A 24452-nucleotide genomic window follows, 5' to 3' on the forward strand; every position below is an offset into this window, starting at 1 on the left:
TCAGTTCGAGCGCCCCAGTTCGTTGTTGATGAAGTCGAATATCTCATCGTCGGAGGCGGATTCGAGCTTGTCGGTCACATCCGCCGGGTCCGCCTCGGCCGTTGCCCCTTCGGACCACTTGGCCAGGAACGCCTGGAGGCGCATGGCGACCTTCGCCCTGGTGAGGGTGTCGGGCTCGTTCTCCGCCGTTGCCGCCTCCAGCTTGTCCAGCTCCGCCAGCAGCGACGCCCCTGTGGTGTCCGATCCGAACCGGAGTTCCGTACGCAGGAAGCCTGCTGCGGCGACAGCGCTCGGATAGTCGAAGGCCAGCCCGGCGGGAAGCCGGAGACCCGTGGCTCGCGTCAGCCTGTTACGGAGTTCCACGGCCGTCAGCGAGTCGAAGCCGAGCTCGCGGAAGACCCGGTCGGGGCCGACCTCCTCGATGCCGGCGTAGTCGAGGACGGCGGCCGCGTGGGTGCGTACCAGACGTACCAGCTCCGCCTCCCTGTCGGCCTCGGACAGCCCCGCGAGACGCCGGCGCAGTTCCTCCGCGGCATCCTTGTCGATGCCTGCGCCTTCGGCGTCACGGCCCAGTGCCTCCACCGCTTCCGGCAGGTCTGCCAACAGCGCGCTGGGCCTCATGGCCGTGAACGACGGCACGAACCGCGCCCAGTCCACATCGGCCACCGTGAGCAGGGGATCGTTGTCGGTGGTAGCCCGCCGCAGGGCAGTGAGCGCCAGCTCCGGCGCCATCGCGGGCAGCCCTCGCAAACGGAGCTGTTCCTCGGCCGCCGCGTCTTCCGGGGTGGCGGATGCCGTCTCGGCCCACGGCCCCCAGGCCACCGAGGTAGCGGCCAGACCGCGTGCCCGGCGGCTCAGCGCCAGACCGTCCAGGTACGCGCCTGCCGCGGCGTACGCCCCTTGGCCGCCGCCACCCCAGACACCGGCGATGGTGGAGAACAGGACGAACGCGTCCAGTTCCGTGTCGGCGAAGAGCTCGTCGAGATGGGCCGCGCCCACCACCTTCGCCGTCAGGCGTCCGTCGATGTCGTCCATACGGAGAACGTCGAGCGGGGTGAGCTGGTTACCGCCGACCGTGTGCAGCACGGCACGGACCCGGCTGCCCTCCTCGGTGAGCTCGCGGACCAGCGCCTCCAGCGCCTTGCGGTCGGCCACGTCGCACTGCACGACGGTGCCGCGCTCCCCGAGCTGTGCCACCGCGTCCGCCGCCGGTTCGGCGCCTTCCGGAACCATCAGCACCACCTTGTCGGCCTCGGTGCCGGCCAGCCAGCGTGCGGCGTACGAGCCGAAAGGCGTCGAGGCGTCGGTGACCAGCACCGTGCCCCTGGGCGCCCACTCGGACCCGGACGTGTGGGCCGGCACCCGCTCGATGCGCGGGACGAACGCTCCGGAGGAGCGCACCGCGGCCTGGTCCTCGGCGCTGCCGCTTGTCAGCAGGGCGACTACCCGGCCCACTGCTCGCTCGTCCAGCGTCGCGGGAAGGTCGATCAACCCACCCCAACGATGGGGCTGTTCGAGGGCGGCGACTCGGCCCAGACCCCATAGCCGCGACTGCTCCGGGTCGGGTGCGGCGTCGGTACGGCTCACGCTCACCCCTTCTCGGGTGACGCACCACAGGGGAGCCGGGACGCCGGCTTCGCCCAGGGCCTGGACGAGGTTCAGGTTCGCCGCCGTCGGGCTGTGGGTCAGCGCCAACAGGGAGACAACGCCTGCGAGTTCCCCGTGAACGGCCAGCTTCTCGGCCAGTTCCTCGGCCGGCGCCGACCTGTCCTCCGTGCCGCTGCCCACCGTCAGCAGTTCGACGTCACTGCCGTGCTCACGCAGACCGGTGACGATTGGGTGGCCGTGGTGTTCCTCCGCCGCCACGACAAGCCAGGTTCCCGATGCCGCCGCGCCACCGGATTCAGCGGCCGGCTTCCAGGTGACCCGGTAGCGCCAGGCGTCGACGGTGGACTGCTCACGGGACTGCCGACGCCACGAGGACAGCAGGGGCAGCACCGTGCTCAGCGGCTGATCGGCGGAGAGTCCGGAGCCCTCGACCAGGCTGGTCAGGTCCTCCTGTTCCACCGCTGCCCAGAACCGCTCGTCCAGGGCGGACGTCCTGGCATCGCCGACGCCGCCGGCTTCCCGTTCGGCCGGCTTCGGCCAGTACTGCTGCCGCTGGAACGCGTACGTCGGCAGCTCGACGCGCCGGGCGCCGGTGCCGGCGAAGAACGCCGCCCAGTCGACGGTGTCTCCCCGTCCGTGCAGTCCGGCGAGCGAAGCGACCATGGTGGCGGGCTCATCCCTGTCCTTGCGCAGGGCGGGAATGAACGCCGCGTCCTCTGTGGTGACGCAGTTCTGGCCCATGGCACAGAGCACTCCGTCGGGGCCCAGCTCCAGGAAGGTCGCGACTCCCAGGTCTTCCAAGCCCCGCATCCCTTCGAGGAAGCGGACGGCCTGCCGGACGTGCCGGACCCAGTACTCGGGGTCGCACAGTTCATCCGGTCCGGCTGTCCGGCCGGTGACGTTGGAGACGATCCCGATCTCGGGCCGGTGGAAGGTGAGGCCTTCGGCGACCGTGCGGAACTCGTCCAGCATGGCGTCCATGCGCGGCGAGTGGAACGCGTGGCTGACGCGGAGGCGCTTGGTCTTACGGCCCTCCGCCTCGAAATGCGCGGCGATCGCCAGGACCGCGTCTTCGTCACCGGACACCACCGTCGAAGAGGGCCCGTTGAGCGCGGCGATCGAGACCGAGTCGCTCAGATGCGGAAGGACTTCGTCCTCGGTCGCCTGGAGCGAGACCATCGCCCCGCCCGCCGGCAACGCCTGCATCAGCCGGCCCCGGGCCGCCACCAGCCTCGCGGCGTCCTCCAGCGAGAGCACCCCGGCCACATGCGCGGCCGACAGCTCACCGATCGAATGCCCCAGCAGATAGTCCGGCTTCACACCCCACGCCGACACCAGCCGGAACAACGCCACCTCGAGCGCGAACAGCCCCGCCTGCGTGAACTGCGTCTGATCCAGCAGCTCACCACCGTCAAAGACCACATCCCGCACAGGCCGGTCCAGATGCCGGTCCAACTCCGCACACACCACATCAAACGCATCCGCGAACACCGGATACGCCCCATACAACTCACGGCCCATACCCGACCGCTGCGCACCCTGACCCGAGAACAACACCGCGAGTTGCCCGGATACCTCCTCGTCCACCGTCACCTGCAGATCGGTGCCTCCCTCGGAGAGGGCCGTGACACCACGCAGCAGCGCGTCACGGTCCGCACCGCTGACCACCGCCCGGTGCGTGAACGCCGCTCGGCCCGTGGCGAGGGAGAACGCCACGTCGAGCGCTCCGAGTTCCGGACGCCGCAGCAGGTGCGACCGCAGGAGCCCGGCCTGAGCCACCAGGGCTCGTTCCGACCGGCCCGCCAGCACCCACGGCAGAACCGGCGGGGCGATGGCGACGGCCGTAGCCGGGGCAGGAGGTGCCTGTTCGATGATCGTGTGGGCGTTGGTGCCGCTGATACCGAACGACGACACTCCCGCACGCCACGGCTCATCCGTCTCCGGCCAGCTGACCGACTCGGTCAGCAGCTCGACCGCTCCTGCCGACCAATCCACCTGTGAGGACGGACTGTCGACGTGCAGGGTGCGCGGCAGCGTCCCGTGCCGCATCGCCATCACCATCTTGATGATCCCGGCCACACCGGCCGCGGCCTGCGTGTGACCGATGTTCGACTTGATCGACCCGAGCAGCAGCGGTCGGTCGTGCGCGCGCTCCTGTCCGTACGTCGCCATGAGCGCCTGCGCCTCGATCGGGTCACCCAGCCGGGTTCCCGTTCCGTGTGCCTCGACCACGTCCACCTGGGACGCGGAGAGACCCGCTGAGGCGAGTGCCTGCCGGATGACGCGCTGCTGGGCCGGCCCGTTCGGGGCCGTCATGCCGTTCGACGCACCGTCCTGGTTCACCGCCGAACCTCGCACGACCGCCAGGACCTCATGACCGTTGCGCCGCGCGTCCGACAGCCGCTCGACCAGCAGCATGCCGACGCCTTCGCCCCAGCCCGTGCCGTCCGCCGCGTCGGCGAACGCCTTGCAGCGGCCGTCCTCGGCGAGACCGCGCTGACGGGAGAACTCGATGAACGCACCGGGCGTCGACATCACGGTGACGCCGCCGGCCAGTGCCAGGGAGCACTCCCCCGCCCGCAGCGCCTGGATCGCCAGGTGCAGGGCGACGAGCGACGACGAGCACGCCGTGTCCACGGTCACCGCCGGCCCCTCCAGGCCGAAGGTGTACGAGAGCCGGCCCGACACGGCGCTGGCGCCGTTTCCGGTCCCCATGTGGCCCTCGGCGTTCTGCTCCGACATGTACAGCAACGCCGAGTAGTCCTGGCCGTTGGTCCCCGTGAAGACACCGGTGCGGCTTCCGCGCAGGGATACGGGGTCGATGCCGGCCCGCTCGAACACCTCCCACGACGTTTCGAGCAGTAGCCGCTGCTGCGGGTCCATCGCGGTGGCCTCGCGGGGCGAGATCCCGAAGAAGCCGGGGTCGAAGTCCCCGACGTCATGCAGGAATCCGCCCTCCGACACGTAGGAGGTACCGGGGTGATCCGGGTCCGGGTCGTACAGCGAGTCCAGGTCCCAGCCTCGGTTGACCGGGAATCCGGACACTCCGTCGGCGCCTGCGGCGAGCAGCTCCCACAGTTCTTCGGGCGAGCGGACGCCTCCGGGGAACCGGCAGCTCATACCGACGATCACGATGGGATCGTCGTGGTCCGCCGCGGCCACGGCCGTGAAGGCGTCGGCCGTCTGAAGTTCGCCGCCGAACAGCTCGGTACGCAGATGCTCGGCCAGCACCATCGGCGTCGGATAGTCGAACACCATGGTGGCGGGGAGCGTCAGCCCGGTCTCCTTGGCCAGACGGTTGCGGAGTTCGACAGCGCTCAGCGAGTCGAAGCCCAACTCGCGGAACGTGCTCGCCGTCGTGACCGACTCGGCGCTCGGGTGGGCGAGCACGACCGCCGCCTGCTTACGTACAAGCTCCAGCAGCGCCCGGGTCCTCTCCCCTCCGGTGGCCTTCGCCAACCGGTCCCGCAGGGCGGACGTGCCGCCGCCGGCCGGTGTCGACGCCGTCTCCCGCAGTTCGCGTACGTCGGAGACTCCCGTGAGCAGCGGGCTCGGGCGGAGCGCGGTGAACGCCGGGGCGAAGCGCGTCCAGTCGACATCAGCCACCGTGATGACGGAGTCGCCCTCGGACAGCGCCTGCTGCAGAGCCGCGACAGCTCGCTCGGGAGCCATGGCCGGCAGTCCGCGTCGCAGCAGGTGCGCCTCGGCCTCGCCCTGCGCCATGCCGCCCTCGGCCCACGGTCCCCAGGCCACCGATGTGGCGGCCAGACCGCGTGCCCGGCGACTCAGCGCCAGGGCGTCGAGGTGGGCGTTGGCTGCCGCGTAGGCGGCCTGGCCCCCGCTGCCCCACACGCCCGCGATCGAGGAGAAAAGGACGAATGCGTCGAGCGTTCCGTCCGCGTCGTCGTCCGTGAATACCGCGTCCAGGTTCGTCGCCCCAGTGGCCTTGGCGGACAGGACGGCCTCGAGGCCGTCGGCGTCCAGCTCGGCCAGCGGATGCGACGCGGCCTCTCCGGCAGTGTGCAGCACGGCCCGTACCGGTGATCCGGCGGCCCGGAGGCCGTCCGCCAGTTCGGTGAGTGCGGCGCGGTCGGTGACGTCGCACGGTGCGACGGTGACCGCCGTTCCGAGTGCGACGAGCTCGTCCCGGAGCTCCGCCGCTCCCGGGGCGTCGATGCCCCGGCGGCTGGTGAGCACCAGTCGCTCGGCCCCGTTGCGGGCCGCCCAGCGGGCCACGTGCGCTCCCAAAACACCCGTACCGCCGGTGATCAGTACCGTCCCGCGTGGCGACCACGCGGATCCCTGCCCGGTGCCGGGTGTACGGACGAGGCGTCGTACGTACACACCCGATGCCCGGATCGCGATCTGGTCCTCGGCGTCGATACCTGCCAGTGCCGCGCAGACGCGCCCCACTGCCCGCTCGTCCAACACCTCGGGCAGGTCGAGCAGCCCGCCCCAGCGCTGCGGGTGTTCCAGTGCGGCCACCCGGCCCAGTCCCCAGACCTGCGCCTGTACGGGGCTGACCGTTCCGTCCGACCGGCCCACCGACACCGCGCCGCGGGTCAGGCACCACAGCGCAACCGTCCTGCCCGCGTCGCCCAGGGCCTGGACAAGGGTCAGGGTCCTCACGACCTCGGCACCCACCGCTCCGGCGGCCGGTGCCTCATCCGCTGCCGGCAGCGCTACCACTCCGGCGAGTTCGGGGTAGCCGGCGAGTATTCCGGCCAGCTCGTCCCGGCCGACAGTGTCGGCGAGCGGAAGGTGGATGACGTTGGCACCGTGCGCGCGGATCCCGTCGGTGACGGGGTGCGCCGCCTGGTCCTCCGGCGTGACCACCAGCCAGGTGCCCGTCAGCTCGGCACGCGGGACAGCGGAGACCGGCTGCCAGGTGGCACGGTAGCGCCAGGCATCGACGGTGGACAGGTTGCGGCTCTGTCGTCGCCACGAGGACAGCGCGGGCAGCATCGCCCCGAGCGGTTCCAGCTCGTCCGACCCCAGGGCCGCCCCGAGCGCCGCCACATCTTCCTGTTCCACAGCGGCCCAGAACGCCGCGTCGAGGGACGAGGAGGCTTCCGGGGCTCCCTTGCCGCCCATGAGCGGTGCCCCGCCTTCGGGCCAGTAGCGCTGCCGCTGGAAGGCGTACGTGGGCAGGTCGACGCGGCGGGCGCCGGTGCCGGCGAAGTACGCGGCCCAGTCGACCGCAGATCCACGTACGTGGAGTTCGGCGAGGGCGGTCACGAGCGTCAGCGCCTCGTCACGCTCCTTGCGCAGAGCCGGTGCGAACGCCGAGTCCTCGACACAGTCCTGGCCCATCGCGGACAGCACACCGTCCGGACCCAGCTCCAGGAACGTCGTCACACCCTGGTCCTGGAGGTCACGCATCCCGTCGAGGAAACGCACCGCCTCACGGACATGGCGCACCCAGTAATCGGCCGAGCAGATCTCCTCGTCCGACACGACCCGACCGGACACGTTCGAGACGATGGCGATCTGCGGAGCGTTGAAGGTGAGGCCCTCGGCGACCGCACGGAACTCGTCCAGCATCGCGTCCATGCGCGGCGAGTGGAAGGCGTGGCTGACGCGGAGGCGCTTGGTCTTTCGGCCCTCCGAGCCGAAGTGGGCGGCGATCGCCAGAACCGCGTCCTCGTCACCCGACACCACCGTCGAAGAGGGCCCGTTGAGCGCGGCAATGGACACACCGTCGGTCAGCAGCGGCAGGACTTCGTCCTCGGTCGCCTGGAGCGAGACCATCGCCCCACCGGCCGGCAATGCCTGCATGAGGCGGCCCCGGGCCGCGACCAGCCTCGCCGCGTCCTCCAGCGGCAGAACCCCGGCCACATGCGCGGCCGACAACTCACCGATCGAATGCCCCAGCAGATAGTCCGGCTTCACACCCCACGCCGACACCAGCCGGAACAACGCCACCTCGAGCGCGAACAGCCCCGCCTGCGTGAACTCCGTCTGATCCAGCAGCTCACCACCGTCAAAGACCACATCCCGCACAGGCCGGTCCAGATGCCGGTCCAACTCCGCACACACCACATCAAACGCATCCGCGAACACCGGATACGACTCGTACAACTCACGGCCCATACCCGACCGCTGCGCACCCTGACCCGAGAACAACACCGCCGACTTACCCGACGCGACCGTGCCCCGAACCGTCCGATCGCCGATGACCACCGCACGGTGATTCATCGCCGCACGCGTCGTCACCAACGAGAACCCGACATCCACCGGATCCCGATCCCCGACGAACGCCGACAACCGCTCCACCTGCGCCGAAAGACCCGCCTCGGACTTCGCCGACACCACCCACGGCACCACCGGCAACGCTACCGAAGGCTCGTGGCGCTCCTCGACAACCGGGGTGTGCTCGACGATCACGTGGGCGTTGGTTCCGCTGATGCCGAACGACGACACCCCCGCCCGGCGCGCCTCACCCGTCTCCGGCCACGCCACCGACTCCGTCAGCAGCTCCACCGCACCCGCCGACCAGTCCACCTGCGGCGTCGGCGCGTCGACGTGGAGGGTACGGGGCAGCACACCGTGCCGCATCGCCATCACCATCTTGATGACCCCGGCCACACCGGCCGCGGCCTGCGTGTGACCGATGTTCGACTTGATCGACCCGAGCAGCAGCGGCCGGTCCTCCGACCGCCCCTGCCCATACGTGGCCAGCAGCGCCTGCGCCTCGATCGGGTCACCCAGCGTCGTACCCGTACCGTGCGCCTCCACCGCGTCAACCTGCGCCGGCTCCAGACCGGCGTTGGCCAGTGCCTGGCGAATCACCCGCTGCTGCGAAGGACCGTTCGGCGCCGTCAGACCGTTCGACGCACCGTCCTGGTTCACCGCAGAGCCCCGCACCACCGCCAGCACCTCATGGCCGTTGCGTCGTGCATCCGACAGCCGCTCCAGCAGGAGCATCCCCACGCCCTCGCCCCAACCGGTGCCGTCGGCGCCCGCGGCGAACGACTTGCAACGGCCGTCCGCGGCCAGTCCGCGCTGGCGGCTGAACTCGATGAAGCTGCCCGGCGTGGCCATCACACTCGCGCCACCGGCGAGCGCCATCGAGCACTCGCCCGAGCGCAGGGCCTGCACCGCGAGATGCAGGGCCACCAGGGAGGACGAGCAGGCTGTGTCCACCGTTACGGCAGGTCCCTCGAGTCCGAGGGTGTAGGAGACACGGCCGGATACGACGCTGCCGGACGTACCGGTGGCGAGGTACCCCTCGACCCCTTCCGGAACGGTGGCCAGCTGAGCCACGTAGTCGTGGTACATCAGCCCGGCGAACACGCCGGTACTCGTGCCGCGCAGCGACGCCGGGTCGATCCCCGCCGACTCGACGGCCTCCCAGGAACCCTCCAGCAGCAGTCGCTGCTGCGGGTCCATGGCCAGCGCCTCACGCGGCGAGATCCCGAAGAATCCGGGGTCGAACTCCGCCGCGTCGTGCAGGAAGCCGCCTTCGCGGGTGAAAGAGGTGCCGGGGTTGTCCGGGTCGGGATCGTACAGCCCTTCCACGTCCCAGTTTCGATCCGTGGGCAGGCCGGTGATGCCCTCGTTGCCGCCGGCCACCAGTTCCCAGAGCTTGCCGGGCGACTCCGCCCCGCCCGGGAACCGGCAGCTCATGCCCACGATGACGACCGGGTCGTCCTCGGAGCCGGTGCCGATCAGGGCGGGTCGGCTGCCGGCGGCTTCCGCTTGTACGCCGACGATCTCGGTCCGTATGTAGTCGGCCATCGCGAACGGCGTCGGGTAGTCGAACACGAGGGTGGCCGGCAGGCGCAGACCGGTGGCCGCAGTCATTCGGTTGCGCAGCTCGACGGCGGTGAGGGAGTCGAATCCCAGCTCGGTGAACGCCCGCTCAGGCTGCACCGCCTCGCCCGAGTCATGCCCGAGTACAGCAGCCGCCTGGGCCCTTACCAGGTCCTGCACCAACTGGTGCTGTTCGGCCACGGGAAGTGCGAGGAGGGTGCGCGCGAAGGACGCGGAGCGATCGGTGCCAAGGTCGGCCTGTCGCCGATTCGGCACCCGGACCAAGCCCCGCAACATCAGCGGAGTCATCTCCGGACGTGCCCGCAGAGCGGCCATGTCGACCCGGATCGGGACCAGCACAGCCTCGTCGGCCAATCCGCCGGCCAGGTCGAAGAGCTCGAGCCCCTGTTCCGAGGACAACGGCGTCAGACCGCCCCGGGCCATCCGCCGCAGATCACCACTGCCCAGCTGCCCCGTCATCGCACTCGCCTGAGCCCACAGTCCCCAGGCCAGCGACTGCCCCGCAAGTCCTTCCGCCCGCCGGGCCTCGGCCAGGGCGTCGAGGAACGCGTTCGCGGCGGCGTAGTTCGCCTGACCCGCACCGCCGAACACACCGGCGGCGGAGGAGAACAGTGTGAACAGCGACAGATCCATGCCACGCGTCAGTTCGTGCAGATTCCACGCGGCATCGACCTTCGGCCGCATCACGGCAGCCATCCGCTCCGCGGTCAGCGAGGACACGACACCGTCGTCCAAGACGCCGGCGGTGTGCACCACACCCATGAGCGGGTGCTCGGCCTCGATACCGTCCAGGATCTGGGCCAGCGCACCGCGATCCGCCACGTCACATGCCGCGAAGCGTGCCTGCGCCCCCGACTCGGCCAATTCCGCCACGAGTTCAGCCGCTCCCGGAGCATCCGCACCGCGGCGGCTCACCAACAGCAGGTGCCGCACACCACGCTCGGCGACCAGGTGGCGTGCCACCACCCCGCCCAGCACACCACTGGCGCCCGTCACCAGCACGGTGCCGGACGGTTCGAGCGGCGCGGGCGCCTGTTCCACGGGCAACGACACCCGTGCCAGCCTCGGTACGAACACCTCACCCGCGCGCACCGCAGCCTGCGGCTCACCCGAAGCCACCACAGCCGGCAGAAGCGGCTCCTGGGCCCCGTCGGCATCCACCAGGACGAACCGCCCGGGGTTCTCCGACTCGGCCGTCCGCACCAGACCCCACACAGCAGCCTGTACGGGATCGGGCGATTCACAGAACACCGCGCCCTGAGTCACCACTACCAGCCGCGCATCGGCGAACTGCTCGTTCTCCAGCCACTCCCGCACCAACTGCAGTGCCCGGCCCGCGATCTCATGCGTACGAGACACCACGTCCCCGGAATCGGAGCCCGAATCCGCGAACGACACCGCCACCACACCCGGCACCTCGTCCATCGAGGCGAGATCCGCATACCGCTCAGCGTCGGGGAGGAATTCCGCGTCCCCGACAACAGCCCAGGTGCCCTCGGCGTTCTCGGCGCCGATCGGCCTCGTGGACCATTCCACGCGGAACAGCGAATCTGCGTGGGCGTGACCGCTTCCGCGCAGCTGCTCCGGTGAGATCGGGCGCAGCGCCAGCGATTCCACCGAGGCGACGTGCGATCCGGCTCCATCGGCAAGCAGCAGCGACGCTCCCGATCCTTCGCGGCGGACGCGAACCCGCAGGAGCTGTGCTCCCACCGCGGACAGGGACACACCGGTCCAGGCGAACGGCAGGCCTACCGCTCCCGCCGTCGTGTCCGTTTCGGCGGTGGCTCCGAGTCCCATCGCGTGCAGTGCGGCGTCCAGGAGAGCCGGGTGCAGCCCGAAGCCGTCGACCTCGGCCTCGTCCGGAAGGGCCACCTCCGCGTATACGTCGTCACCCTGCCGCCACGCGGCCCGCAGCCCCTGGAACAGGGGACCGTACTCGTACCCCGCATCGGCGAGCGACGTGTAGAGCGTGTCCACCGCAACAGCTTGCGCTCCTGCCGGCGGCCACTCGCCCAAGCCGTCCGTAGCCGATGCGCCGGTGGCGAGTGTGCCACTGGCGTGCCTCGTCCATGCCTCGTCCGAGGCGTCGGCGGGGCGGGAGTACACCGTGATCTCGTGCCGGCCCGTCGGGTCGGCCGCGGCCACCGCGACCTGGATGACGATCGCGTCCCCGTCGGCGATGACAAGGGGTGCTTCGATCGTCAGCTCTTCGACCAGGTCGCAGCCGACCTGGTCGGCGGCCTGCAGCGCGAGCTCCACGAACGCTGTGCCCGGCAGCAGGACCGAGCCCCACACGGCGTGGTCGGCGAGCCAGGGGTGCGTCTCGACCGAGACCCTGCCCGTCATCACCACACCGTCGGTGCCGGCCAGGCCCATCGCGCTGGACAGCATGGCGTGGTCGAGGGACTTCAGCCCCGCCGAGGACACGTCCACGGCGCCGTTTCCGGCGGAGGGGTTCAGCCAGTAGCGCTGGTGCTGGAAGGCGTAGGTCGGCAGGTCGACGCGCTGGGCCCCGGTACCCGCGAACAGGGTCTTCCAGTCGAGGTCGACTCCGTGCGCGTGGGCTTCGGCGAGGGAGGTCATGAAACGACGGGACTCGTCCTCGTCCCGTCGCAACGTCCCCAGAGCCACCGCATCACTCCCCGCCGCCTCGAACGTCTCCTGCAACCCGACCGCAAGCACCGGATGCGGACTGACCTCGACGAACACCCCATGCCCGGCACCCAGCAGAACCCGAGTCGTCTCCTCCAGACGCACCGTCCCCCGCAAATTGGTGTACCAGTACTCCGCGTCCATCCCCGCCGTGTCCAACAACCCACCCGTCACCGTCGAATACAACGGCACCCCCGAAACCCGCGGCACCACCCCCGACAACACATCCAGCAACCGCTCACGAATCCGCTCCACATGAGCACTGTGCGACGCGTAATCAACATCAATACGCTTGGCCCGCACCCCCTCACCCCGACACACCACCACCAACTCGTCCAACGCATCACCATCACCAGAAACAACCACCGACGACGGCCCATTCACCGCCGCCACCGACAACCGCCCACCCCACCCCGCAAGCCGCGCCTCCACCCGACCCGCCGACTCCGCCACCGACACCATCCCGCCCAGACCCGACAACTCCAAAATCGCCCGACTCCGCAACGCCACCACCCGCGCACCGTCCTCCAAGGACAACCCACCCGCCACACACACCGCCGCGATCTCCCCCTGCGAATGCCCCATCACCGCCCCAGGCACCACACCCGCCGCACGCCACACCTCGGCAAGCGACACCATCACCGCCCACAACACCGGCTGCACCACATCAACCCGATCCAACCCAGGCACACCCGACTCACCACGCAACACACCCAACAACGACCAGTCCGTATACGCCGACAGAGCAGCCGCACACTCCCGGATCCGCTCCGCGAACACCGGCGAGGACTCCATCAACCCCGCAGCCATCCCCACCCACTGCGACCCCTGCCCCGGAAACACGAACACCGGAGCCACCGCACCATCAGCAACACCCCGCACCACACCCGGACCGGGTCGGTCCCCGGCCAGCGCGCCCAGTCCCGCCCGGAGCTCTTCCGCGTCCACGGCGACGACCACCGCACGATGCTCGAAGCGCGACCGGCCCATGGCCAGCGACAAGCCGATCCCCGCGGGCGCCACCCCGGCACCGGCGGCCATCATCTCGCTCAGCCGCGCGGCCTGGTCCCGCAGCGCGCCCTCCGTCTTCCCGGACAGCACGAACGGCAACGCCGCACCGCCCAGCGGCGAGACCTCGTCCGCCTGCGTCGCGGCACCCTCGTCGACAGGCGCCTGCTCAAGGATGACGTGCGCGTTCGTGCCGCTGATCCCGAACGACGACACCGCCGCACGGCGCGCCGCGCCCGTCTCCGGCCAGGCCACCTGCTCGGTCAGCAGCTCGACGGAACCGGCCGACCAGTCCACCTGGGAGGACGGGCTGTCCACGTGCAGCGTCTGCGGCAGGACCCCGTGCCGCATGGCCTGCACCATCTTGATGATCCCGGCGACACCCGCGGCAGCCTGTGTGTGACCGATGTTCGACTTGACCGACCCGAGCCACAGCGGCCGGCCCTCCGACCGCCCCTGCCCGTACGTCGCCAACAGCGCCTGCGCCTCGATCGGGTCACCCAGCCGGGTCCCCGTGCCGTGTGCCTCCACGGCGTCCACCTGGGAAGCCGACAGACCGGCATTCGCCAGCGCCTGCCGAATCACCCGCTGCTGCGAAGGACCGTTCGGCGCCGTCAGACCATTCGACGCACCGTCCTGATTCACCGCACTGCCCCGCACGACAGCGAGCACCTCGTGCCCGTTCCGCCGCGCATCCGACAGCCGCTCCACCAACAGCATGCCGACACCCTCGGACCAGCCCGTACCGTCCGCCGCATCGGCGAAGGCCTTGCACCGGCCGTCGGCCGCCAGGCCGCGCTGCCGGGAGAACTCGACGAACGTGCCCGGCGTGGACATCACCGTCACCCCACCGGCCAGCGCCATCGAGCACTCACCCGACCGCAGCGCCTGAATCGCCCAGTGCAGCGCGACCAGGGACGACGAACACGCCGTGTCCACCGTCACCGCCGGACCCTCCAGGCCCAACGTGTACGACACCCGCCCCGAGGCGACACTGCCCGAATTACCTGTTCCCAGGAAGCTGCCGACGTCTTGGGGTACAGAGCCGAGCCGGGCCGCGTAGTCGTGATACATCAGGCCGGCGAACACACCCGTACGGCTGCCGCGCAGCGAGTCGGGGTCGATACCCGCTCGCTCAATGGCTTCCCACGAGGTTTCCAGGAGCAGTCGCTGCTGGGGATCCATCGCCAGCGCCTCACGCGGCGAGATACCGAAGAACGCCGGGTCGAACTGACCCGCGTCGTACAGGAAGCCGCCCTCGATGGTCCTGGACTTACCTTCCCGGTCGGCGTCGGATTCGTACATGCCGTCCAGGCTCCAACCCCGGTCGGTCGGGAATCCGGAGATCCCGTCCCCTGCCGTGGAGACGAGACGCCACAGGTCCTCGGGAGCGGCGACCCCGCCCGGGTAGCGGCAGCTCATACCGACGATCGCAATGGGCTCGTCGTCCGCGAAGCCCGCCACCGCCGCGACCGCTGCCGCGTCGGGCTCAGCCTCCCGCGCCTCGTCCAGCAGGAACTCGGCGAGCACGGCAGGGGTGGGGTAGTCGAAGACCAGGGTCGCGGGCAGTCGCAGCCCGGTCGCCGCGTTGAGCCGGTTACGCAGCTCGACGGCGGTCAGGGAGTCGAAGCCCAATTCCTTGAAGGCGTGCCTGGACTTGATCGCCTCGCTCGACGCGTACCCGAGGACCGCCGCGACCTGGGTGCGGACCAAGCCGTCGACAAAGCGAGTCCGCTCGTCCTGTGTCAGTCCCTTCAGCCGTGTGGCGAAGCCAGACTCGGACTCGCCGGACTTCGCGGTACGGCGGCCGGGAACGCGTACAAGTGCCCGGAAGAGCTGCGGCACGCCCTCGGCCGCAGCGCGCTTGCGCCACACCGGAAGGTCGAGCCGTACCGGGACCACGGCAGCGCGGTCGAGACCCGCAGCGGCGTCGAACAGCGCCAGGCCCTCGTCCACCGACAGCGGCGGCACACCGGACCGGGCCATGCGCTGGGTGTCGGCGTCGTCGAGTTGGCCGAGCATTCCGCTCTCCGCCCAGGGGCCCCAGGCCAGCGACTGCCCTGCCAGCCCGTCGCCCCGCCGCATCTCGGCGAGAGCGTCGAGGAACGCGTTCGCCGCCGCGTAGTTCGCCTGCCCCGCACCCCCGAACACACCGGCAGCCGAGGAGAACAACGTGAACATCGACAGATCCATGCCACGCGTCAGCTCATGCAAATACCACGCCGCATCAACCTTCGGCCGCAACACCGCAGCCAACCGCTCCGGAGTCAAGGACGACACCACACCGTCGTCCAGCACACCGGCGGTGTGCACCACACCCACCAGCGGGTACTCGGCCTCAACACCGGCCAGCACCTCCGCCAACGCAACACGATCCGCCACATCACACGCGACAAACCGAGCCCGCGCACCCAACTCAGCCAGCTCAGCGACCAGCTCCGTGGCACCCGGAGCATCCGGTCCCCGACGACTCACCAACAACAGATTCCGAACACCACGCTCCACCACCAGATGACGCGCCACCAACCCACCCAGCGCACCACTGGCACCCGTCACCAACACCGTGCCCACACCGGCAGCCGACTCCGCCACCCCGCCCGAACCAACCACCGCACGCACCAGCCTCGGTACCGACACCTCACCCCCACGCACCGCCACCTGCGGCTCACCCGAAGCCACCGCAGCCGACAGAACCGCCCACGACGCCTCGGCCCCATCAACATCGACCAACACGAACCGGCCAGGGTTCTCCGACTCAGCCGTCCGCACCAGACCCCACACAGCAGCCTGAACAGGATCAGGCGACTCACAGAACACCGCACCCGAAGTCACCACCACCAGCCGCGCATCGGCGAACCGCTCATCCGCCAACCACTCCTGCACCAACTCCAGCGCCCGGCCCGCGATCTCATGCGTACGAGACACCACATCCCCGGAACCGGAACCGGAGGAGTCAGCGAACGACACCGCCACCACACCCGGCACCGACTCACCGGCGTCGGCCGCAGCGGTGAACGCGGTCAGGTCGGCGTACCGCAGTCCGGGTACGCCTATCGCGTCGCCCAGCGCGGCCCAGCGGGCCTCGACCCGCTCCTCCGCCACCTCATGGCTGACCCAGTCCACCTGGAACAGCGCATCGCGCGTTCCAGTGTCGGCGGCAGCGGTGAGCTGGTCCGGCGAGATCGCACGCAGGGCGAGTGACTCGACGTAGGCAACCGGTGCACCTGTGCTGTCCGCGAGGGCCAGGGAAACACCCGAACCGACGGGTGTGATCCGTACCCGCAGGACGGTCGCCCCCACCGCGGACACCGACACTCCGCTCCAGGCGAACGGCAGGCTCGCTTCTCCGGCCGCACCTTCGCCGTCGCCGGCCGCCAGACCCATCGTGTGCAGTGCCGAGTCGAGCAGGGCGGGGTGGACGCCGAATCCTGCGGCATCCGTTCCTTCGGGCAGGGCGACCTCGGCGAACACCTCGTCGCCGTGCCGCCAGGCAGCCCGCAGCCCTTGGAACGTCGGACCGTAGCCGAATCCGATCTCCGCCAGGTCCTGGTACAGACCCTCGGCATCGAGGGCTACCGCATCGCGCGGCGGCCACTCCTCCAGCGACTCACCTGCCGGTACGCCGCCTGCGGACAGTGTGCCGGCCGCGTGTCGCGTCCACTGCGCGTCCGTGTCCTCAGCGGGCCGCCCGTGAACGGCGATCGCCCGGCTGCCGTCGTCCTCGGCAGCACCCAGGGTCAGCTGGACGGCCACCGCCCCTTGGTTGGGGAGAACCAAGGGCGCCTCGAGCGTGAGGTCGCTCAGGATGTCGCAGCCAACCTGCTCACCGACGTGCAGCGCCAGGTCGACGAAGGCCGTGCCCGGAAGCAGGACCGATCCCATGACCATGTGGTCGCCGAGCCACGGATGCGACTCGACCGACAGTCGGCCCGTGAAGAGGTACTCATCGGCCTGGGCCACGACGACCTTGGCTCCCAGCAGCGGATGCTCACCCGCGTTCTGGCCGAGGGCCCTGGCATCCGCAGCCCCGCTGAAGGACGAAGCGAGCCAGAAGTGTTCGTGCTGGAAGGCGTACGTGGGCAGGTCGATGCGGCGGGCGCCGGTGCCGGCGAAGTACGCTGCCCAGTCGACCGCAGATCCACGCACGTGGAGTTCAGCCAGGGCGGTCACGAGCGTCAGCGCCTCGTCACGCTCCTTGCGCAGGACCGGTACGAACGCCGAGTCCTCGACACAGTCCTGGCCCATCGCGGACAGCACACCGTCCGGACCCAGCTCCAGGAACGTCGCCACACCCTGGTCCTGGAGGGCACGCATCCCGTCGAGGAAACGCACCGCCTCACGGACATGCCGCACCCAGTAGTCCGTCGAGCAGATCTCGTCGTCCGACACGACCCGACCGGTCACATTGGACACAACCATGGTCTCGGGCCGGTGGAAGGTGAGGCCTTCGGCGACCGTGCGGAACTCGTCCAGCATGGCGTCCATGCGCGGCGAGTGGAACGCGTGGCTGACGCGGAGGCGCTTGGTCTTACGGCCCTCCGCCTCGAAATGCGCGGCGATCGCCAGGACCGCGTCCTCGTCACCCGACACCACCGTCGAAGACGGCCCGTTGAGCGCGGCGATCGAGACCGAGTCGCTCAGATGCGGCAGGACTTCGTCCTCCGTCGCCTGGAGCGACACCATCGCCCCGCCCGCCGGCAACGCCTGCATCAGCCGGCCCCGGGCCGCCACCAGCCTCGCCGCGTCCTCCAGCGACAACACCCCGGCCACATACGCAGCCGACAACTCACCAATCGAATGCCCCAACAAGAAGTCCGGCTTCACACCCCACGCCGACACCAACCGGAACAACGCCACCTCAAGCGCAAACAACCCCGCCTGCGTGAACTCCGTCTGATCCAGCAGCTCACCACCCTCGAACACCACCTCACGGACCGGCCGGTCCAGATACCGGTCCAACTCCGCACACACCACATCAAACGCATCCGCGAACACCGGATACGACTCGTACAACTCACGGCCCATACCCGACCGCTGCGCACCCTGACCCGAGAACAGCACACCGGTCCGACCCGGTGTCACCGACCCCTCGACCGTCCGGTCACCCATCACCACGGCACGGTGTTCCAGTGCCGCACGCGTCGTCACCAGCGAGAACCCGACATCCAGCGGATCCCGGTCCTCGGCGAACGCCGACAACCGCTCCACCTGCGCCGAAAGACCCGCCTCGGACTTCGCCGACACCACCCACGGCACCACCGGCACCGGGACAGTGGCCGCGTCCGCCACCGTTGTCTCAACGGGCTGTTCGAGGATGACGTGCGCGTTGGTGCCACTGACACCGAAGGACGACACGCCGACGCGCCGCGGTTCGCCCGTCTCGGGCCATTCCCGCTGCTCGGTCAGCAGCCGGACGTCGCCGGACTCCCAGTCCACCTGCGGCGTCGGCTCGTCCACATGCAGCGTCCGCGGCAGCACACCGTGCCGCATCGCCATCACCATCTTGATCACACCGGCCACACCGGCCGCGGCCTGCGTGTGCCCGATGTTCGACTTCAACGACCCCAGCCACAGCGGCCGTCCGTCCGGCCGCCCCTGCCCGTAAGTCGCCAGCAGCGCCTGCGCCTCGATCGGGTCACCCAGCGTCGTACCCGTACCGTGCGCCTCAACCGCGTCCACCTGGGCGGTCGACAGGCCGGAGGCTGCCAGAGCCTGCCGGATGACGCGCTGCTGGGACGGACCGTTGGGCGCCGTGAGGCCGTTGGACGCACCGTCCTGGTTCACCGCTGAACCGCGCACGAGAGCGAGCACCGGGTGGCCGTTGCGTCGGGCGTCGGACAGCCGCTCCACCAGCAGCATGCCCACGCCCTCTGACCAGCCGGTGCCGTCCGCGCTCGCGGCGAACGACTTGCACCGGCCATCCGAAGCCAGGCCGCCCTGACGGCTGAACTCGATGAATGCCCCCGGGGTGGACATCACCGTCACCCCGCCGGCCAGCGCCATGGTGCACTCGCCCTTGCGCAGGGCCTGAGCTGCCAAGTGCAGGGCGACCAGCGACGACGAGCACGCCGTGTCGATGGTCATGGTCGGTCCCTCGAGACCGAAGGTGTACGCCACCCGGCCCGACAGGACGCTGCCCGAAGTACCGATGCCGAGGAACCCCTCAACGCCTTCCGGCACAGAGGCGGTCTGCGATGCGTAGTCGTGGTACATCATGCCGGCGTACACACCGGTCCGGCTTCCGCGCAGCGTGGCCGGGTCGATGCCCGCACGCTCGAACGCCTCCCAGGTGGCCTCGAGCAGCAGCCGCTGCTGAGGGTCCATCGCCAGCGCCTCGTGCGGGGAGATACCGAAGAACGCCGGGTCGAACTTCCCCGCGTCGTAGAGGAAGCCGCCCTCGGCGGTGTACGAGGTGGCCCGGTTCTCCGGGTCGGGGTCGTACACGCCGTTGAGGTCCCAGCCCCGGTCGGTGGGGAACGGTGCGACACCGTCGCCCCCACCGATCGTCAACTGCCACAGGTCCTCCGGGCTGAGGACTCCACCCGGGTAGCGGCAACTCATACCGACGATCGCGATGGGGTCGTCGTCCAGGGCGTCCGCAACAGCCGCGACCCGGCTCAGCTCATCCTGGGTACCCACAACCTCGTCGCGGATGTACTGGGCGAGCGATTCGGGAGTGGGGTAGTCAAACACCAGCGTGGCGGGCAGGCGGAGGCCCGTCACCTCGTTGAGGCGATTGCGCAGCTCGACTGCGGTCAGCGAGTCGAAGCCCAACTCCTTGAACGCCTGTCCCGCGGTGACGGAGTTCCCGGACGCATGCCCGAGTACGAGTGCGACCTCACCCCGGACGAGGTCCAGCACCAGACGGATACGTTCCGTCTCGTCCAGGTTACGCAGCCGGTCGGCAAGAACCGACTCGGCCGTGCCGGACTTCGCGACACGGCGTCCCGATACGCGTACGAGTCCGCGCAGCAGAGGCGCCACACCGTTGGAGGCAACGCCCTGACGGAGAACCGGGAGATCGAGGCGCAGCGGAACAACCGCTGCTCGCCCGGTCGTTTGTGCGGCATCGAAGAGGGCGACGCCCTGTTCAGCCGTGAGTGCGGGCAGGCCGGCGCGGGCCATGCGCTGGAGGTCGGTGGCGTCGAGTTGGCCAAGCATCCCGCCTTCGGCCCAAGGCCCCCAGCCCAGCGACAGACCCACGAGCCCGTCGGCCCGCCGCATCTCGGCAAGAGCGTCGAGGAACGCGTTCGCCGCCGCATAGTTCGCCTGACCCGACGACCCCAACGTCGCCGCGGCCGAGGAGAACAACGTGAACATCGACAAATCCATGCCACGCGTCAGCTCATGCAAATACCACGCCGCATCAACCTTCGGCCGCAACACCCCAGCCAACCGCTCCGGAGTCAAGGACGACACCACACCATCGTCCAGCACACCCGCCGCATGCACCACACCCACCAGCGGGCACTCGGCCTCAACACCCGCCAGCACCTCCGCCAACGCAACACGATCCGCCACATCACACGCGACAAACCGAGCCCGCGCACCCAACTCAGCCAGCTCAGCGACCAGCTCCGTGGCACCCGGAGCATCCAGCCCCCGACGACTCACCAACAACAGATTCCGAACACCACGCTCCACCACCAGATGACGCGCCACCAAACCACCCAGCGCACCACTGGCACCCGTCACCAACACCGTGCCCACCGAATCGGGATCAGGAGCACGCTCCTCACCGGCACTGGCGGACACCCTCGCCAGCCTCGGTACGAACGCCTCACCCCCACGCACCGCCACCTGCGGCTCACCCGAAGCCACCGCGGCCGACAGAACCGACTCCTCCACCCCGTCAACGTCCGCCAGCACGAACCGGCCAGGGTTCTCCGACTGCGCCGTCCGCACCAGACCCCACACAGCAGCCTGAACAGGATCAGGCGACTCACAGAACACCGCACCCGAAGTCACCACCACCAGCCGCGCATCGGCGAACCGCTCATCCGCCAACCACTCCTGCACCAACTCCAGCGCCCGGCCCGCGATCTCATGCGTACGAGACACCACATCCCCGGAACCGGAACCGGAGGAGTCAGCGAACGACACCGCCACCACACCCGGCACCGCATCCAGCACACCCAGATCAGTGACCACCTGAACGGAAGGGACCGTGTCACCCGCGCCCAGCACATGCTCAACCCAGTCGACCGCGAACAACGCATCGCGCAGCAATCCAGGCGACTGCACCTGCTCCGCCGAAACCGGCCTCAGCACCAACGAATCCACCGAAGCCACCGGCTCACCGGCCGCGTCAGCCAGCACCAACGACACCCCGGAACCCGCCGGCGTGATCCGCACCCTCAGAACCGACGCCCCCACAGCATGCAGGGAAACCCCCGACCACGCGAACGGCAGACCTGTTCCTCCACCGTCCTCACCTCGGTCGCCGGCCAGCCCCATCGCGTGCAGGGCCGAGTCCAGCAAGGCCGGATGCACACCGAACCCGTCCCCGGAGATCCCCTCCGGCAGCGCAACCTCGGCGAACACCTCGTCGCCGCGCCGCCACACCGACCGCAGCCCCTGGAACACCGGGCCGTACCCATACCCCAGCCCGCGCAGCTCCTCGTAGAACCCCTCCACACCAAGCACCGCCGCGTCCCGCGGCGGCCACTCCTCCAGCGACTCACCCCTGCCCGCACCCACCACCGACAGCACACCCGTCGCGTGACGCACCCACTCACCATCAGCATCCTCAGCCGACCGCGAATGCACACTCACCACCCGACGCCCATCCGCCGAAGGCCCACCCACCGACAACTGCAACGACACACCACCACGCCCAGGCATCACCAACGGCGCCTGCAACGTCAACTCCTCCAGATACCCACAACCCACCCGCTCCCCCGCATACAGAACCAACTCAACAAACGCCGTACCCGGCAACAACACCGAACCCAACACCACATGATCCACAAGCCACCCGTGCGACTGAAGCGACAACCGCCCCGTCAACACCAACCCGTCCCCCTCAGCAAGGGACACCTCCGCATTCAACAGAGGATGGTCAACCGCACGCACACCCAGACCCGACCCATCAACCGCACCCGCCGGAAGAGACGCCAACCAGAAATGCTCACGCTGGAAGGCATACGTCGGCAGGCCGACACGGCGGGCACCGGTGCCGGCGAAGCACGCGGCCCAGTCCACCGCAGATCCACGCACATGGAGTTCGGCGAGGGCGGTCACGAGCGTCAGCGCCTCGTCACGCTCCCTGCGCAGGACCGGTACGAACGCCGAGTCCACGACACAGTCCTGCCCCATCGCGGACAGCACACCGTCCGGACCCAACTCCAGGAACGTCGCCACACCCTGGTCCTGGAGCGCACGCATCCCGTCGAGGAAACGCACCGCCTCACGGACATGCCGCACCCAGTAATCCGCCGAGCAGATCTCCTCGTCCGACACAACCCGACCGGACACATTGGACACAACCATGGTCTCGGGCCGGTGGAAGGTGAGGCCTTCGGCGACCGTGCGGAACTCGTCCAGCATGGCGTCCATGCGCGGCGAGTGGAAGGCGTGGCTGACGCGGAGTCGCTTGGTCTTACGGCCCTCCGCCCCGAAATGCGCGGCGATCGCCAGAACCGCGTCCTCATCACCCGACACCACCGTCGCAGACGGCCCGTTGAGCGCGGCAATCGACACACCGTCGGTCAGCAGCGGAAGGACTTCGTCCTCCGTCGCCTGGAGCGAGACCATCGCCCCACCCGTCGGCAACGCCTGCATCAGCCGGCCCCGGGCCGCCACCAGCCTCGCCGCGTCCTCCAGCGACAACACCCCGGCCACATGCGCAGCCGACAACTCACCAATCGAATGCCCCAACAGGTAATCCGGCTTCACACCCCACGCCGACACCAACCGGAACAACGCCACCTCAAGCGCGAACAACCCCGCCTGCGTGAACTCCGTCTGATCCAGCAGCTCACCACCCTCGAACACCACATCCCGCACAGGCCGGTCCAGATGCCGGTCCAACTCCGCACACACCACATCAAACGCATCCGCGAACACCGGATACGCCCCATACAACTCACGGCCCATACCCGACCGCTGCGCACCCTGACCCGAGAACAACACCGCCGACTTACCCGACGCGACCGTGCCCCGAACCGTCCGATCGCCAATGACCACCGCACGGTGATTCATCGCCGCACGCGTCGTCACCAACGAGAACCCGACATCCACCGGATCCCGATCCCCGACGAACGCCGACAACCGCTCCACCTGTCCGGCCAGCCCCGCCTCGGACTTCGCCGACACCACCCACGGCACCACCGGCACCGGGACACCAACGGAGTCCTCCGCCGTCTCCACCTCAGGAGCCTGCTCAAGAATGATGTGCGCGTTCGTACCGCTGATCCCGAACGACGACACCCCCGCCCGACGCAGCTCACCCGTCTCCGGCCACGCCACCTGCTCAGTCAGCAGCTCCACCGCACCCGCCGACCAGTCCACGTGCGACGAGGGCTCGTCGACATGCAGGGTCTGCGGCAGCACACCGTGCCGCATCGCCAGCACCATCTTGATGACGCCACCGACACCGGCTGCGGCCGCCGCGTGGCCGATGTTCGACTTGATCGACCCCAGCCACAGGGGGAGGTCGTCCGACCGGCGCTCTTGACCGTAGGTGGCGAGCAGGGCCTGCGCCTCGATCGGGTCACCCAGCCGAGTGCCCGTGCCGTGTGCTTCCACGGCGTCGATCTGGGCGGCCGAGAGGCCGGAGCTGGTCAGGGCCTGCCGGATGACCCGCTGCTGTGCGGGACCGTTCGGCGCGGTCAGACCGTTCGACGCACCGTCCTGGTTGATGGCCGACCCGCGAACCACCGCCAGGACCTCGTGGCCGTTACGCCGCGCGTCCGACAGCCGCTCCACCAGCAGCAGGCCGACGCCCTCTGCCCATCCCGTACCATCCGCTCCCTCCGCGAAGGGCTTGCAGCGGCCGTCCGCCGACAGACCGCGCTGACGGGAGAACTCCACGAACGCGGTCGGGCTGGCAAGAAGCGCGACCCCGCCGGCGAGCGCCATGGTGCATTCGCCCTGACGGAGTGCCTGGGCTGCGAGGTGGAGGGCGACCAGTGACGAGGAGCAGGCGGTGTCGACCGTAACGGCGGGGCCTTCCAGGCCCAGCATGTAGGCGATGCGGCCGGACACCACGCTCGTCGCGGTACCCGTGAGGAGGTGCCCCTCGCTACCTTCTGAGCCCTGCGCCATGCCGACGCCGTATCCGGAGGAGGAAGCACCGGCGAAGACGCCGATCTGCTCCCCGCGCACCGAGGTGGGATCGATTCCCGCACCCTCGAAGAGCTCCCACGATGCCTCCAGCAGCAGCCGCTGCTGCGGGTCCATCGCCA

At 69.6% G+C, this 24452-nt stretch carries 1 protein-coding gene (cut by a window edge); it reads right to left on the reverse strand.

Annotated features, from left to right (window positions below; genetic code table 11):
* Window positions 1–24452, reverse strand: the 3' portion of a protein-coding gene (locus OG609_RS05495) for a type I polyketide synthase (RefSeq protein ID WP_327271747.1). 5023 nt of this gene lie beyond the right edge of the window; the window shows 24452 of its 29475 coding nt (coding positions 5024–29475); its start codon lies off the right edge, out of view — the gene reads right to left on this strand; its stop codon occupies window positions 1–3.

It is taken from the genome of Streptomyces sp. NBC_01224 (genome assembly GCF_036002945.1).
In the GTDB taxonomy this organism is placed as follows: Bacteria; Actinomycetota; Actinomycetes; order Streptomycetales; family Streptomycetaceae; genus Streptomyces.